The organism is Chryseobacterium sp. SORGH_AS_0447 (assembly GCF_030818695.1).
In the GTDB taxonomy this organism is placed as follows: Bacteria; Bacteroidota; Bacteroidia; order Flavobacteriales; family Weeksellaceae; genus Chryseobacterium.
The window spans coordinates 173,396-188,980 of the sequence record NZ_JAUTAR010000001.1; the positions used below are offsets into that span (position 1 = coordinate 173,396).

Annotated in this window: 17 protein-coding genes; 7 read left to right on the forward strand and 10 right to left on the reverse strand. The window is 42.4% G+C overall.

Translation table 11 applies throughout. From position 1 onward, the window contains the following. Positions 1–12 precede the first annotated feature (12 nt). From QE422_RS00780 to fabF, 4 genes are all read left to right on the forward strand, one after another. The gene (locus tag QE422_RS00780; RefSeq protein ID WP_307454376.1) at positions 13–435 is read left to right on the forward strand and encodes an OsmC family protein; all 423 of its coding nucleotides are present in this window, start codon (positions 13–15) and stop codon (positions 433–435) included. Positions 436–608: 173 nt separating this feature from the next. Beyond that, positions 609–1,223, forward strand: a complete 615-nt coding sequence (locus QE422_RS00785; protein ID WP_307454377.1) for a TetR/AcrR family transcriptional regulator — start codon at positions 609–611, stop codon at positions 1,221–1,223. A gap of 8 nt (positions 1,224–1,231) precedes the next feature. After that, on the forward strand, positions 1,232–1,636 hold the full coding sequence (locus tag QE422_RS00790) for a PaaI family thioesterase (protein WP_307454378.1): 405 nt from the start codon (positions 1,232–1,234) through the stop codon (positions 1,634–1,636). Between the two features lie 22 nt (positions 1,637–1,658). Beyond that, entirely contained in the window at positions 1,659–2,900 is a 1,242-nt protein-coding gene (fabF, locus tag QE422_RS00795; protein ID WP_307454380.1) for a beta-ketoacyl-ACP synthase II, read from the forward strand. A 326-nt stretch (positions 2,901–3,226) separates the two neighbouring features. Here fabF and QE422_RS00800 read toward each other — a convergent pair whose 3' ends face one another. From QE422_RS00800 to QE422_RS00810, 3 genes are read right to left on the reverse strand one after another with little or no spacing between them, the layout of a single operon-like run. Next, on the reverse strand, positions 3,227–3,712 hold the full coding sequence (locus QE422_RS00800) for a hypothetical protein (RefSeq protein ID WP_307454382.1): 486 nt from the start codon (positions 3,710–3,712) through the stop codon (positions 3,227–3,229). A 19-nt stretch (positions 3,713–3,731) separates the two neighbouring features. Next, the gene (locus tag QE422_RS00805; RefSeq protein WP_307454384.1) at positions 3,732–4,154 is read right to left on the reverse strand and encodes a Dabb family protein; all 423 of its coding nucleotides are present in this window, start codon (positions 4,152–4,154) and stop codon (positions 3,732–3,734) included. 51 nt (positions 4,155–4,205) lie between these two features. Continuing rightward, positions 4,206–5,534, reverse strand: a complete 1,329-nt coding sequence (locus QE422_RS00810) for a porin (protein WP_307454386.1) — start codon at positions 5,532–5,534, stop codon at positions 4,206–4,208. Positions 5,535–5,762: 228 nt separating this feature from the next. Here QE422_RS00810 and QE422_RS00815 point away from each other — a divergent pair, with 228 nt between their 5' ends. Together QE422_RS00815 and QE422_RS00820 are read left to right on the forward strand one after the other, a co-directional pair. Beyond that, positions 5,763–6,452 (forward strand): response regulator transcription factor, encoded by a 690-nt coding sequence (locus tag QE422_RS00815; protein WP_307454387.1) that lies wholly within the window; start codon positions 5,763–5,765, stop codon positions 6,450–6,452. After that, positions 6,449–7,840 (forward strand): HAMP domain-containing sensor histidine kinase, encoded by a 1,392-nt coding sequence (locus QE422_RS00820; RefSeq protein ID WP_307454388.1) that lies wholly within the window; start codon positions 6,449–6,451, stop codon positions 7,838–7,840. The genes QE422_RS00815 and QE422_RS00820 overlap by 4 nt, the downstream gene beginning before the upstream one ends. Before the next feature lie 30 nt (positions 7,841–7,870). Here the strand turns inward: QE422_RS00820 and QE422_RS00825 are convergent, their stop codons facing one another. Together QE422_RS00825 and msrB are read right to left on the reverse strand one after the other, a co-directional pair. After that, a complete protein-coding gene (locus QE422_RS00825) occupies positions 7,871–8,626 on the reverse strand; it encodes a murein L,D-transpeptidase catalytic domain family protein (protein WP_307454390.1) in 756 nt (251 codons plus the stop codon). 132 nt (positions 8,627–8,758) lie between these two features. After that, positions 8,759–9,202: a peptide-methionine (R)-S-oxide reductase MsrB gene (gene msrB, locus QE422_RS00830; RefSeq protein WP_307454392.1), complete on the reverse strand. Its 444-nt coding sequence runs from the start codon at positions 9,200–9,202 to the stop codon at positions 8,759–8,761. Positions 9,203–9,414: 212 nt separating this feature from the next. Here msrB and QE422_RS00835 point away from each other — a divergent pair, with 212 nt between their 5' ends. Next, complete coding sequence (locus QE422_RS00835) at positions 9,415–10,659, forward strand: DUF445 domain-containing protein (protein ID WP_307454393.1); 1,245 nt, start codon at positions 9,415–9,417, stop codon at positions 10,657–10,659. Between the two features lie 234 nt (positions 10,660–10,893). Here the strand turns inward: QE422_RS00835 and QE422_RS00840 are convergent, their stop codons facing one another. The 5 genes from QE422_RS00840 to QE422_RS00860 all read right to left on the reverse strand — a co-directional run bounded on the left by QE422_RS00840 (position 10,894) and on the right by QE422_RS00860 (position 15,573). Then, complete coding sequence (locus QE422_RS00840; protein ID WP_307454395.1) at positions 10,894–11,931, reverse strand: quinone-dependent dihydroorotate dehydrogenase; 1,038 nt, start codon at positions 11,929–11,931, stop codon at positions 10,894–10,896. Positions 11,932–12,089: 158 nt separating this feature from the next. After that, entirely contained in the window at positions 12,090–12,794 is a 705-nt protein-coding gene (locus QE422_RS00845; protein WP_307454397.1) for a pseudouridine synthase, read from the reverse strand. 112 nt (positions 12,795–12,906) lie between these two features. Beyond that, positions 12,907–13,962 carry an esterase family protein gene (locus QE422_RS00850; protein ID WP_307454399.1) on the reverse strand — a complete coding sequence of 352 codons (1,056 nt, stop codon included), beginning with the start codon at positions 13,960–13,962 and terminating at the stop codon, positions 12,907–12,909. Between the two features lie 292 nt (positions 13,963–14,254). After that, a complete protein-coding gene (locus tag QE422_RS00855; protein ID WP_307454401.1) occupies positions 14,255–14,974 on the reverse strand; it encodes a hypothetical protein in 720 nt (239 codons plus the stop codon). Positions 14,975–15,375: 401 nt separating this feature from the next. After that, entirely contained in the window at positions 15,376–15,573 is a 198-nt protein-coding gene (locus QE422_RS00860) for a hypothetical protein (protein ID WP_307454403.1), read from the reverse strand. Between the last annotated feature and the right edge of the window lie 12 nt (positions 15,574–15,585).

Genomic DNA, 15,585 nt, shown 5'->3' on the forward strand with positions numbered 1-15,585 from the left:
ATTTAACACATTATGAAACGTAATGCAACAGCCGTTTGGAACGGTACCATCAAAGAAGGAAAAGGACATTTAACCACACAGAGCAGCACATTGAACCAGACCCAGTATTCTTTCAACAGCCGCTTTGAAGAAGGAGTCGGAACAAACCCTGAAGAATTGCTGGCAGCGGCCCATGCCGGTTGTTTTACCATGAAATTAAGCGCTGAACTTACCCAGGCAGGATTTACTCCTGAAGAACTGACTACAAAATCGGTGATTACCCTGGATCCGAGCGCTGGAAAAATTACAAAATCAGAACTTACTTTAACGGCAAAAGTTCCGGGAATTTCTGAAGAAGAATTCCAGAAATATGCTAAAATCGCAGAGGAAGGATGCCCGGTAAGTGCCGCTTTCAATTTTGAAATTACCCTGGAAGCTACTTTGGCAAACTCATAATTTTGTCTGAGATTATTTTACGTTAAAAATCTTATATTAAATATAAATAGGAACGGGCTTTAGCCCGTTTTTCCTATTAAAAATCCATTCGGCTTCAGCCTAACCAAAAAAAAACAGCCCGTTAATATACCGATCGGTATATTTTTGTATATTTGTCCTGTAATTGATTATCCATGTCGAAAGCGGAAAAGACAAAACAATTCATTATTGAGAAAACAGCCCCGGTGTTCAATACCAAAGGCTACATCTCCACGTCTTTATCCGACATTGCGGAAGCCACCGGACTCACCAAAGGAAGCATCTACGGAAATTTTGAAAATAAAGAAGAAGTGGCGCTCGCGGCTTACCGGTACAATGCAGGCTCGTTAAAAGAAAAAATGATTTCATCTTTCAGCGACAAATTTCCGGCCTCAATCGATAAGCTGTATGCTTTTGTTGCTTTTTACAGAGAAAACTGGCAGTCTGTATTTTTAAGTGGAGGCTGTCCCCTGATGAATGCGGCTACGGAATCGGATGACACTTTTCCCGATCTGAAAAATCTGGTCACCCAATCTTTTGTAGAGTGGATTTCTAAAATTTCATCTGTCATATCCGATGGCCAGGAAAAAGGGGAACTTAATAAAAAGCCGGATGCGGAAGAATATGCCTCATTGTTCATCATGATGATCGAAGGCGGGATTCTGCTCTCCAAAACCACGGGTGACGAAAAATTTCTGAATCTTGCCTTAGACCATATTCTCAGGATTATTGAGGTGGAATTCATTCCGGAAGAAAAACAAAAAAATTAACATATAATATGGATAAATTAGCGGTCCTGAAAAGCTTTACGGGAAAAGAGTTTACGGAGTCTCCCTCCCCATTCATGAGATGGCTGAAGCCGGTCGTGGTTTCGGCAGAAGAAGGCCGGATCGAATTTCAGTACACTGTAAGGGAAGAATGGCTGAACCCGATGGGCAATATGCACGGCGGAGTCACCGCGGCCATTATGGATGATATCATCGGAGCCACGATGTTCTCTCTGAACGAAGAAAATTTCATTGTTACCATCAATAACAGCATTGATTATTTTTCAACTGCCAAAGAAAATGCTCATATTGTAGCCGAAACGAAAATCATCAAAAGAGGAAAACAGTTTGTAAACGCGCAATGCGAAATATGGAATGCAGACAAAACCCCGCCTGATTGCTCGGGGAACCTCTAATTTATTCAAAATCAGTAATTAAATGAAAAGAGTTGTTATTACAGGTCTTGGCGCAGTGACGCCTTTAGGAAATACCGTTGAAGAATTCTGGCAAAACAGCATCCGCGGAGTAAGCGGCGCCGGAAACATTACCCATTTCGATACAGAAAAATTTAAGGTACACTTTGCCTGTGAAGTGAAAAACTTTGATCCGAAAGCGCATCTTACCCATAATGAAATCAAACGGAGCGATCTGTTTTCACAATATGCCATGTATTCGGCTGCGGAAGCCCTGAAAGATTCCGGGCTGGAACTGGGAAGTATGGATCCTTTTGATACCGGCGTGATCTGGGGAACCGGACAGGGCGGAATGTGGACCTTTGAAAACGAGGTGATGGAATTTACCAAAGGAGACGGAACTCCGCGTTTCAATCCGTTCTTTGTCCCTAAATTCATTGCCAATATGGCTTCCGGCATGATTTCTATGAAATTCGGGCTGCAGGGCATTAATTACACCACTATTTCTGCCTGTGCTACCGGGAATACAGCCATTATGGATGCGTTCAACTACATCAGGCTCGGAAAAGCCAAGGTCATTGTAAGCGGAGGTTCCGAAGCAGCCATCACTCCGGCATCGATCGGAGGATTTTCCATTATGAAAGCCATGTCTACCCGAAATGATGATTTTGCTACGGCAAGCCGCCCTTATGATGCAGACCGGGACGGATTCGTGATGGGCGAAGGAGCAGGTGCCTTGATTCTGGAAGAATACGAACATGCCAAAGCAAGAGGTGCAAAAATCTATGCCGAACTCGCGGGAGCAGCCATGACCGCTGATGCTTACCATATGACAGCACCTCATCCGGAAGGAACGGGAGCTATTAAAGCCATGCAGCTGGCATTAAAGGAAGCAGGAATCAATACCGAGGATATCGATTACATTAACCCGCACGCCACTTCTACCCCGATGGGCGACCTGGTAGAGCTGAACGGGATTAACAAACTGTTTAAAAGAAGCAAAAACCTGGACATCAGTGCTACCAAATCCATGACCGGACATTTACTGGGTGCTGCCGGAGCTGCAGAAGCCATTTTATCAATCAAAGCCATTGAAAACGGGATTATTCCACCGACAATCAACCTTCATAAGATCGATGAAAATATTCCGCAAGACCTGAATATTGTTTTCGGAGAGGCTAAAGAAAAGAACATCAATTACGCCTTGAGCAATGCTTTCGGGTTCGGAGGACATAATGCTACTCTGATTTTCAAAAAATTTCAGTAGTATTCGTTAATTAGTTTACTATGTATTATAACTTTATGAATAAAATTAATGCAAAGTTTCATGAGCATCACGCTTAGTGAAAGGGAGCAAAGTAGAGCGGCAAAGCCGCCGATGAAGCGAACGCATAATGCGCAAGCTTTATCAGATCAGCTTACTGATCCTTCTTAGCTTCCTTATCTTATACATTAGGAAAATAAAAACTTTGCGTTTAAAAATCCAGAGTTTGGAAAACAAGAAATACATTTTGAATTACATAAAAAGCAGCCTTCTGGCTGCTTTTCCATTGTACGAATTTATATAAAACACAATATGATGATGATGTTGGGTTAATCGGAATCTTTGTCTGCAACAAAAAAGTCATCCGCATCTTCTCCGATCGGGATATAAAGCCTTTCCCAGACTTTGCTTTTCACCATATCCCAGCTGTGCCCTTTTCCTTTCAGGTCTTCCGCCAGCAATACGGTTCCGGGTTTGATTATAAAGGTGGAACCATCGGTTACTTTGAATCTGATTTTACCTTTGATGGTGATTACATACTGCCTTCTCGGTGCCGGATGTGCATTTTTCTCCCAGTCTTCGGTTTTGTTGCTCATCCAGAAAGTCGTGGTGTTCATGTGCTTCAGCGTCGGAATTTTTCCTTTTTCAAAAGTGCAGGTACCGTCGGGCTTATTGATGAGCCTGATGGCCGGAATAGATTCCGTGGTCTCTTCTACTTTAACGCTGACGTGTTTTTTGTGATGATCTTGTGCATTCATAAAACTCATAGTTGAAAATGCTACAACAAGGCTCATGCCTTTAACAAAGTTTTTCATTTTTAAATAAGATTCTTTTTTATGGGTGGTAAACGGTATCATGAACCAGCATTCTTTCAAAGAACGGCTTGTATTTCTGTACAAGTGCAAGGTGTTCCGGCAGCTTTCCGTAAGCTTCAAGCTCTTCCAGGCTGTCGAATTCCATCGAGGCGTTATAGGTAAAGCTGTTGTCCAGAACATTTCTCGGACTGGAGGCTGCCGGTCTTCCGTAACGCAGGTTTTTCTGGTAAGGAAGTTTGGCCAGCCCTTTGAAAAAGTTCTCAAACGCTGTCACTTCAGCTTCGGAAAGATCTTTTCTGAGCCAGAATAATAAATAATGGAAGTACACTTTTTTCTTTTTTATAGGGTTAAACATCGGTAAGGCAGAGGCAAACAGGTTCCCGGAAACCAACAGCAGTGCAGAAGCCTGTACCGAACGGAATAAAAATTTTCTTCTTTCCATAATAATTAATTTTGTTTAGAGGTTTGTGTCGCCCGGTGGGCAGGCATTTGTTTAATTAAAATCAATCCTGTATTTCAGCACGAACTGCCATTTCCGGTCTGAAGCAACGGCATTGCCGGCAGCATCCGGTGTAAAGACAGGACGGTTCTGGGCATCGAAGGTGAACCTTGAAGACATCCCGCTCATCAGCAGGGAGATTCCGGCATCATAAATCACGGCATTGTCATGAAGCCCTTTCAGATCAGACAGCTGCACCCCTACTGCAGGCTGTAGCTGCAGGTTTTTCTTTTCTTTGTTTAAATAAGGCAGCGTTCCACCAAACTGGAGATAATAGGTATTCCCGGTTCCGATCACAGGCATCGCATTTCCGGCCCCGTTAAGGCTTGCCAGGGAAGCATCTACCGAAGTTGCCGGGTTATTGGTTCCTACATAACGGACGTAATTCGGACCGTAATCGTTGTGCATCGCCATGGCATACGCACTTACGGAAGTTCCTTTTTCCTTATTCAGCGGAGCATCATAGAACAGGTCTACGGCAAAGCTCTTCATATCATCATTCACCGTATTCTTGGCGGCATCCTGATGCCACAGCGCATTGTGGATGTAATCAAATCCTGCTCCCAGGCTCAGGACATTCTTTTTCCCGACATACGTTCCCGAATTGAATGGGGTCGAAATGTTTTCCGTATCCAGGAAAGCATACCTGAAATATCCTGAAAAATCTTTATGGGGCGAATTTTTACTGAAGGTAGATACATTCGGTTTCGGTTCGGCAGTCGCCATGGTATACGGATCTGCAACAACCAGCCGGTAATCGAATTTTCCAAGCTGCCCTTTGATATAGGCGCTGAGTTCCCTCACGGTATAATCCGTGGCACCGGCATTGGATGTAGCGTAGGCCGGAAGGTCATACAGCAGCGTGTTCAAAGGCCCTGTTGTAAAACGGGAAAGCCCTCTCCAGGTGGAACGCCCGGCCCCGAAAGCGATTTTATCATTAAAAGAATATTCTGCATAGGCGTCCAGCAAATCGAAATAATTGCTGCCTTTCGCCGTTACGTTCACATTGGTGGTTCCTCCCTGAAGCACAAACATCAGTTTTTCCGTCGGTTTGTATGTCATTTTTACCCTTACCCTGCGTAGTGAAAGATCGGATACGTCTGATTTTGCATCGTTGTTGATCATGCTTCCCGGGTTCAGCTGGGCATAACGTGCCCACAGCTCCGCATATCCGCTGAAAGAGATATACCGGGAATGCTGTTCATTGAGATAATGGGTAAGTGCGGGATTATTGAAATCGTTTTTTTTCTGTGCTTCTGCGGTCTGGCTCATCCCAATCAGTAACGCTGCGATAAGCCCGGTTTTAATATACCTTTTGTCCATAGTGTCTTGATCCTCTTTTCGTTGTTTTGACGGGACAAAATTAGTTTTGAAAATCCGGGAACCTCATTAGAAAACTATTAGAAAACCTTTAGAAAATCATTAATCCGGAGATTCTGTTTTTCCGGTTGTAAAATATGAAATACTTTTGTATGGGATTTGTACGACATCGGAATCAGACTTTTAAAAGTGTATTCCGTTTAAGATTCCTACCCAAAAATAGTATTCCAGATGAAAATATTAATCATAGAAGATAATGCCCGGGTTTCTGCACTGCTGAAAAGGGGCCTTGAAAGCCAGGGCTATCAGATCTATATTTCTGAAGATGCGGAAGATGCCCTGATCCTGGCAGACCGGATTGCTTTTGAGCTCATCATTACCGACATCATGCTGCCCCAGATGAGCGGAATTGAATTCAGCAAGATCATCAAGCAGAAACATCCTGACCTTCCAATCATTATGCTGACCGCTTTGGGAACGATTGATGAAAAAATCGAAGGATTTGATGCCGGTGCCGATGATTACATGGTGAAGCCTTTTGAAATCCGGGAACTGTATGCGAGAATCAAAGCTATTCTGCTGAGGAAATCATTGTTGCCCAAGAAAGATGAAGAAACAGATATTATTCAGTATCATCACCTTGCCATTCACCGGAAGACCAACCGCGTATTCCGTGATGAGAAGGAAATCATTCTTACGCCGAAGGAATTCAGGCTGCTTGTTTTCCTTGTGACCCATGCAGACCGCATCCTGACCCGGGAAGAAATTGCGGAAAATGTCTGGGGCAACCATTTTGATACCGGCACCAATTATATTGATGTCTACATTGCCTATCTGCGTAAGAAAATCGATAAGGATTTTGACGAGAAACTGATTCATACCAAACCCGGCACAGGGTTTATTTTTACCCGCAATCTATGAAAATTGCTACCAGAACAGCCCTGATATACGCATTGCTTACCGCTGGCATCCTCTTTATTTTTGCCTACGTCGTTTATTTTGTATCCGAAAAGAACAGGAATGATGAATTTAATGACCGGTTAGGCTACAAAATCATCTGGAGGGCAGAATTTATTTTCGATGCCGATATTGATGATTATAAAATAAAAAGGCTCCACGAACGGAATAAAAAAATGCTGAATGAAGCCGATATCAGTGTTTATAACAGCAAAAAAAAGCTGATCTTTACAGACATCAGTCCAAGCTCGAAAAACCCGTATTATCTTAACCGCCTGATCAGGACAGGAAAGGATAAGCTCACCTGGCAGCGGAGAGAGCGGCAGTACATGGCTTTCAGGTATGAATTTGACGGTGAAAATTATTACATCATCGGAAGTGCCGTGGATGTAACGGGGCTAGCGCACATCCGGGAGTTCAGGGAAGATATTATCGTCATTTATATCATCTCCGTTCTCATCATCTTCGTTACCGGCTTTTTGTTTTCCTATTATACATTAAAGCCTCTGAAAGACATTATCATCCAGATCCGCGATATTTCAGAACACAACCTTCATAAAAGACTGGTGGTTCCCAAAGCGAAGGACGAAATTTATGAGCTTACCGAAACTTTTAATTCTACTTTTAACCGGCTGGAAAAATCCTTCAGCAACCATCGACAGTTTGTGACCACGATCTCCCACGAATTCCGGACACCGCTTTCCACTATGATCGCCGAACTGGAGCTTGCCAAAGAACTGAATGTAACGCTGGAAGATTATAAACTGTCCATTAACAATGCCCTTGAAGACGCCACCCATGCTTCCCAGCTTTCTTCTGCCCTGCTGGATTTTGCACGCGCGAGCTATGATGCATCCCAGATCAGCTTTACCGACCTCCGTGTTGATGAAATCCTGGCAGACGCCAAGGTAGATCTGCTTCAGAAAAATCAGGAATACAGAATAGGCATTCACTATATGGATAATCTGGCCGATAAGGATGAAAGCAATTATGATTTCCACGGAAACCCTTACCTGCTGAAAATAGCCTTTCTGAACCTCATGGAAAATGCCTGTAAATACTCATCGGACAGAAGCTGCTTCGTGGAGATTGAAGTTCACCACCAGGTTCTGGACATCCGCTTTATCGATCATGGTATCGGGATTGATGAAAACGACCGGGATAAAATTTTCGACCTTTTTTACCGCGGAGCCAATAAAAATAAGGAAAAAGGCAATGGCATCGGGTTATCGATCGTGAAAAGAATCATTGAAATGCATCAGGGAATGATTTTGCTCTCTTCCGTACCCGGTAAAGGAAGCATTTTCCAGGTACGTTTTATTTCTGACCATAAAAAAAGCAGCCTTACATAAGACTGCTTTTCTATTTTATTTATTCTGTTTTTATGCCTTCAGCCACTCCGATTTGGAAAGATAGTTCTGATCCGGATAATAGATGAAAAGAAGATTTCTTCCTTTGATCGTATTGATGATCGGCTGGGTAAGCTCCCTCGGAACGGCCGGACATCCCCAGCTTCTTCCAATTCTCTTGTGCGTAGCGGCAAACTGATCGCTTACATAATCGGCACCGTGCATTACGATTGCTCTCCTGTAAGCCGCATCATTAAATCCTTTGTCCATTCCCAAGAGTTTCAGAGAATACCCGTTGTCCCCCTGGTAAGTAGCATCCGTGATATAAAATCCTAAGCTGCTCTGCAACGAACTTTCCGTGTTAGAAAAATTCGTCGCAAATTCTTCGCCTGTATTTTTACCGTGTGCTACGAGTGAGTTGAACAACACTTTTTTCTCATTCATATCAATTACCCAAAGTCTTTTGGTATTGGAAGACATGGAAAAATCGCATACCGTAAGCAGATGGGAATCCGGATTAAGAAGACCTGCTTTTTTCAGGTTTTCAAATCCTGTCATGGCTTTAAAGAAAACGTCGGGATTAAGCTCGTGGCCTTGTTCAAAAGTGATGGAGTGGTATAATTCTTCGGATGAAGACATGGTCTTTTCTGCTTTCACAGAATTCATTTCAACTGATTTTTCAATTCTTTTGGTATTGGTTTCATTTCTCATCACGGCCTTTTCAGGAGACCCGTAGAATGAAGTGGTAATCATATAAACAATACCGAGTACGCTATAAATTCCTTTCATTAAAAATATTATGTTAAATACAATTGCGGGACAAATGTATAAAAACATAACGGGTACAGCGTTAAAACTCTAAAAAGTTTAACGCTATTTAAGAAACTTTAACGTGCTGATTCCTAGATTTTAAACTAATGTTTATTTTTCGGAATCTGGAATAAATTCAAGGCTTACAGAGTTCATGCAGTACCGTAATCCGGTAGGTCGCGGGCCGTCATCAAAGACATGGCCAAGGTGAGAATCGCATCTTTTGCAGAGCACTTCTACCCTTTCCATCCCAAATGCTGTGTCCCTTTTATAATATACGCCTTCTTTATCCGCTTCAAAAAAACTGGGCCAGCCGCAGCTGCTGGAAAATTTAGCATCCGACCTAAACAGATGGTTTCCGCAAACAGCACAAAAATACTCTCCTAACTGATCAAACTCGTTATATTTTCCGGTGAAGGGACGTTCCGTAGCCGCTTCCCTGGAGATGGCGTATAGATCAGGAGAAAGAATTTTTCTCCATTCCTGATTCGGAATATCCAGTTTGGTACGGTCTGTCCGGGAATAGTATGGATTGTTTTTTGCTTCGTGTTCCATATCGTTTGTTTAACGGGTTTATACCAGCTAAAATCAAACCACAACTGGATGAAAGTCTTAAATTTTAACTATTTTTAAGTAATTATTTCCGGCTGATGGTATTTAATAAAATTTAAAGCATTGATTTCTAATCAATTATTATTTTAAAAAGATTGGACCGCGAATATTAAACTGAAAAGAAACTCATCAATAATAACCGTATACCGAACCTTATGAATGATGAAGCAAAGAGAAAACAACTGAATAAATACAAGGCCTTCGCCACCGGGCTGTTCCTTCTGATGGCCGTTATTTTTGTTATTACCACTCTTCTACAGAAGCGTATGGATTCCCATTGGATCGGCTATGTCCGCGCTTTTTCCGAAGCCGCCATGGTGGGTGCACTTGCCGACTGGTTTGCCGTAACCGCTCTGTTCCGCCATCCGCTGGGACTTCCGATCCCGCATACCAACCTTATTGAAAACAGCAAGCAGCAGTTGGGTGATAACCTGGGTGGATTTGTAGTAGAAAACTTCCTGTCTCCCCAAAACATCCGCCCGTACATTCAGAAGCTGAAAATTTCAAATTTTGTCGGGGAATGGCTGGGAAAAGAAAAAAACCAGGAAATCCTGATCCGGAATATTTCAGACATTGTCCTTGACATCCTGAATAAGCTTGATGATGCGGAGGTGAGCCAGTTTATCAGCCGGAAAGTCTCTGAAATGGCAGGTGACATCAAACTCAATAAAATTGTAGGCAATGGGATTACCTATATCACGGAGAAGAATGACCATCAGCGGATGGTCACCAGCTTGTCTTCACAGATCAAAAATTACATTCTTGAAAACAGCGAGCTGATTAAAGAACGTGTCCGGAAAGGCAGTTACACCTTTATCCCAGCTTTTGTCGATAATAAGATTGCCGAAAAGGTCACTACCGGTCTTTCCGACTTTTTTGCCGAAATAGAAGCAGATCCTAAGCACGAAATAAGAGATCTGATTACGAAAAGGATTCAGGAATTCTCCCGGAATCTGGCTGAAGACCCAAAATGGGAACAGGAATTTACCACCATTAAAAATGACCTTCTGCTGCCGGAAAAATTAAATGAATATTCCCGGGACATCTGGGCTTCCATCAAAAAAACCGTCACGGAAGAACTTCAGCAGGAGCAGTCTTCCCTGAAAACCTATCTTTCCAAAAACCTGAACGAGTTTGCCCTGAATTTAAATACCAATGAAACGCTGCAGGCTAAAATTGACAACTGGGTCCGCGTAACGGCTTATAAATACATCCTGAAAAACACCCATCAGTTTGGGAACCTCATCAGCTCGACCGTCGGAAACTGGCAGGGAAAGGAATTGAGCGAGAAGCTGGAGCTGGAAGTCGGGAAAGACCTGCAATTCATCCGGGTAAACGGGACCATTGTCGGCGGGCTGGTCGGATTGATTATTTATACAGTGGCGCATTTTTTTATATGATTCAACGCAACGACACAGGATTGCACCCTGTGCTGGTTTAAATCGCTTCTTTGGGGCTCGTCAAAGTTCGCCAGATATTAACAAAAATCATTAGAATACTGATAGATAAAAAGCAACATTTCCAGATGTTGCTTTTATTATATATTTATTTCAATAAGTTCCTCTTATTTTCTGCTCTTCATCTATTAAGCAAATAGCCAGAAGCCAGTTGCCAAGAGCCTCCCGCCAGCAGCACTATCTCGGTAAACGGCTTGCTCTTTTAAGGACTTCCCGGTTGATATCGTTGATGAGTTCCGGGCCTTCGTAAATGAAACCAGTATACAACTGCACCAGGCTTGCGCCGGCATCCAGTTTTTCGATGGCATCTTTTGCGGAATGGATCCCGCCTACGCCGATGATTGGGAAAGCACGGTTGCTTTTCTCGGAAAGATAGCGGATCATGCGGGTACTGCGTTCACGGATCGGTTTCCCGCTCAGGCCGCCGTTGCCGATCTGCGCCAGGACTTCCGGTGACGTTTTCAGTCCTTCCCGGTTTACGGAAGTGTTGGACACAATAACGCCGTCGATTTTCGTTTCTGCGATCAGGTCAATGATCTCATCGAGCTGACGATCATTAAGGTCAGGAGCGATTTTTAAAAGAATCGGTTTCTGAACGCTTTTGGAAAGGTTGATCTTTTTAACTTCGGTAATCAGCTCACGCAGGTATTCCACATCTTCCAGCTTGGCATGGCTTCCCACATTCGGACAGCTTACGTTGAGCACAAAATAATCGACATGCGGATGCAGGCCTTCAAAGCAATGGAGGTAATCGTTGGTGTACTGTTCCGGAGTCGTATCCGTATTTTTTCCGATGTTTCCACCGATGATGATTTTGCCTTTGTTTCCTTTCAGCTTTTCAATAGCTGCTTCCAGTCCGTCGTTATTGAATCCCATCCGGTTGATGATCCCGCCGTCTTCGATAAGCCGGAACAGCCTTTTTTTAGGATTCCCGGCCTGTGCCTTCGGCGTCACCGTACCGATTTCCACGAATCCGAACCCAAGATCTGCCAGTTCATTGAACAGCACCGCATTTTTATCGAACCCGGCAGCAAGTCCGACCGGATTTTTGAACTTCAGTCCGAAGACTTCTCTTTCAAGACGTTTGTCTTCAATGGGTTTCGGTAAAAACAATTTAGTCAGAAAGCCGAAATTCTTAAGCATCGAGAAGGTAAAATGATGCACGGCTTCAGGATCGAATCTGAAAAGGATCGGGCGGATCAGCGATTTGTACATGCCTGGTTTTTGAGGTACAAAGATACTGATTTTTAATTGAAATCCTAAATTCTTTGTCAGGCAGGTCGTCTGATTTTTTAATTTGAAAATGGAAGAATTTGGAAATTTGAAAATGAGGCAGGACTCATGAAACTGTCAGCCGATGGACGAAGTACATCTTAATGATTCTTTACATACGCATTCAGGTCAAGCCCGAGGAGATCACCCGCTTCTTTAAACTCTTCGTCTATAGTGGCGGTTACGGTAATTCTTTCGTTAGAAACAGGATGATTGAAAGTAAGCTGATAGGCATGAAGTGGCATTCGGGTCATGTTAAAAGTCTGCAGCAACAATTTGTTCTGCTTGTTGCAACCGTGTTTGCGGCAACCTAAGATCGGATGCAGAATATGCTTAAAATGTTTTCTCAACTGATGAAACCTTCCCGTTTCAGGAATGGCTTCCACCAAACAATACCGGGAAGTCTGATGTTTTAAAAAAGGTAAAGCGATCTCCGAAGTCTGTAAGCGGCGATAGTAAGTCACAGCATTTTGCTTTACTTCATTTTCATTAATCAAATCATAGTCGATTGTTTCTTCTTCTTTCGTCCAGCCCCGGAGAATGGCGATGTATTTCTTTTCGACTTCCCTTGTGGCAAACTGCTCACTCATTGCCCTCAGCGTTTCCTTATCTAAAGTAAACAGCAAAACACCTGAAGTTTTCCGGTCCAGACGGTGTACCGGATATACTTTCTGCCCGATCTGATTCTTTAGTTCCTGAACAGCATAGGTATCTGCTGTTCCTGCATAAAAGGATTTATGAACAAGCAGTCCGCTGGGTTTGTTGATGGCAATAAGATGTTCGTCACGGTAAAGGATTTCTAGCATTCGGCAAAAGTAGAGATTTTTGACTGATAATCAAGGCAGGACAGAATCCATTCCTTTGCGCCTTCAAACGGCACTCAAACGTTCCCGTTTCTTAACGCGAAAATTCATCACTTTATTCTTCAAACGTAAGGTTGATATTGAAAAACGGCAACAAGCTGTTCTCTATCCTCCCGTTTTCCCTGCTGACTTCGCTTCCGTGGGTTCCGATGTATTCTTCGGCTTCATGCTTTACCTTGAGCAGTTCGAGGGTCTGGCTGAAATTTCTGCAGGTAACCGGGATGTGCCTGAATTCGTCATTCCTTCCCCAATCGAGTTTGATGGCTTTTAATTTTCTGAGGTTTTCATAATGGGTGAAAGGCAGTTCTGAAACGGAATTGTTTCTCAACTCTTCCAAAACGTCCGGGTTTACCTTTATATGTTCTCCGTCAAAGGCAAACGGCAGGTCGGCAAAAAACGGAGGCTTGCTGCTGTTTCCGTTGTAGGCTCTGGCAATGGCAAAAAGAATGGTTGCTCCGGTATTTGAAGGTTTTGAAAGATCCTTTAATTCTTTGATCCCGGCCGTATTTTTATAGGCATCGATTTCGGTAAGTACAAAATACCTTGCATCCAGAACACCAGGAGAAAGCGCATAAACGGAGGAAAATGTTTCAGGGTGGAGGATGGCATTCCGCAAAGCACCATTTCCCCCCATTGAATGACCTGCAATCCCGCGGCTGGCCTTATTGGGGATGGTCCGGTACTGGCGGTCGATAACATCCACCAGTTCTTTTGACGTAAAATCCGACCAGTTGCCGGAGGACTTCGAATTGGCATAGAAACTCCCTTTGAAAACCGTGCTTTCGTCCGGCATCACGACAATAACAGGTTTAATTTTTTTCAGATGAATGGCCCGATCGAAAATCCGGTTGATTTTGTCATTGCTTACCAGCAGGCTGTCGCTCCAGAAAAAGCCATGTAAAAAATAAATGACCGGATACCGCTTGGAGGAACTTTCATAGTCCGGCGGCAAATACACCGAAATCCTTCGTTTTGGATTTTCCCCGGCTTTGTTTTCCAGGGTTTTTGCCGTGATGTATGTAGTGACCACTTTACCTGCCGGAATTTCCTGGGCTGATAAGAAATGGGTAAGCAGCAGTAAAATAATCGTAAGAAAAACCGGTCTTTTCATTGTAATTGGTTTGATGGTAACAAATATCGCTAAATTATCTCAATTTGAGACAATAATCACATCGATGTATATTGATTCCTGAAATCTTCAAATCTTAATTTATAAAAACCTAACGGGTTTTGGAAACCCGTCAGGTTTATACGCTGCTTTGTCCTAGCCCTGATTGCAGCGGCATCCTTTTCCGCAAGGGCATTGCATGGGCGGAAAAGATACAGCGGAAAGCAGGTTCCCGGCTTCTGAAATTTAGTCTTATAAATAAAATCCGAAGCTTTTCAGGTTATTTTTTCGTTGTTTACTTTTTGTCCAGTGAGTCTAAAATTTTCTTTACGCCTTCATAATGCCCGGCTCCATAAATTAATGCTATTTTTTGCCTAGAATCATTTTTTATAGCATTCGCTATAAGGTTATTTCGATAATTCAAGACTAAGGTCTCATAAGCTCCGGAATGTTTATTTTTTCTGCATTTTGTACTATTTGATACATCAGGTACTGCCAAATCACATTCTTCCAGTTTGACTTCTCCATATTTAGACTCATAATAGTTGATTAGCTCATGAACGGTTGCATCCGTATTTTTACTGTTATTATCATTCAGTTGCCAGTCCGAATAATTGGGCTGAAAAACGATTTTCTTTTTTAACACTATTTTTTTCTCAGTGAGAATTGAGTCCAGTATTTTTTCATATCCCCCGTTTGGCAAAGCAAACCCTATAACTTTTCTCAATTTCATTAAATCTTTTTTTTCAGAATCCTTCATATTTACTTTTTCTGTAAAGAAAAAATAGTTAGACTTACTTAATGAATCTATCTTATTATTAACATTTACATAGAATTTTTCAGTTCCTATATGATGCATTGGTAAAAAAATGATCTCTTTCTCCTTGTACTTTATTTTTTTTAGAGAAACATTATCATCATATATTCCGTATTTTTGAAGGGCATAATTAAATAATTGATTGCTACAGCTTACTATTGTGAAGTATAAAATTGAAAATAAAATAATCTTTTTCACTATGGGATTTTAAATTAAGAGCTTGTTTAAAAACTGTTTATAAAATAATTTTGAAGATAGACCGGCCAGTAGAATTTATGTTTCACCAAAAAATCAGAATCCATAGCCTAGAGCTATCTTCACCTCATTCGCCGGTAATGGCAAGTTATGGAAAATTTTTCACCTGTAAAACGAAAGACCATTATGCACCAAACTCAGATTTATCTACATTCTGGTATTTATAAATTTGTCCAATGGACCAATTAAATACTTAATCATCGATAACCTATATGGTTAAACGGATAATATTCAATAATTTTTAAAAACTTAAATCCTAAACGAATTCATTAGTTTAAAAAGAAACTTCCGGCATCCGGCTCCTTTTCCGGTCATGTACCAAGCCACTCCTTTGAGTTCTTATACTATAAGAAACCTAACGGGCTTTGAAAACCCGTCAGGTTTATGCGCTGCTTTGTCCTAGCCCTGATTGCAGCGGCATCCTTTTCCGGAAGGGCATTGTGCGGACGGAAAAGATACAGCGGAAAGCAGGTTTCCGGCTCCTTATCAACCTGGCCTGCAAAAACTTCCTCCTTCCCTCTTCCAACTTCCCTCTTTTTCACTACTTTTGCAAC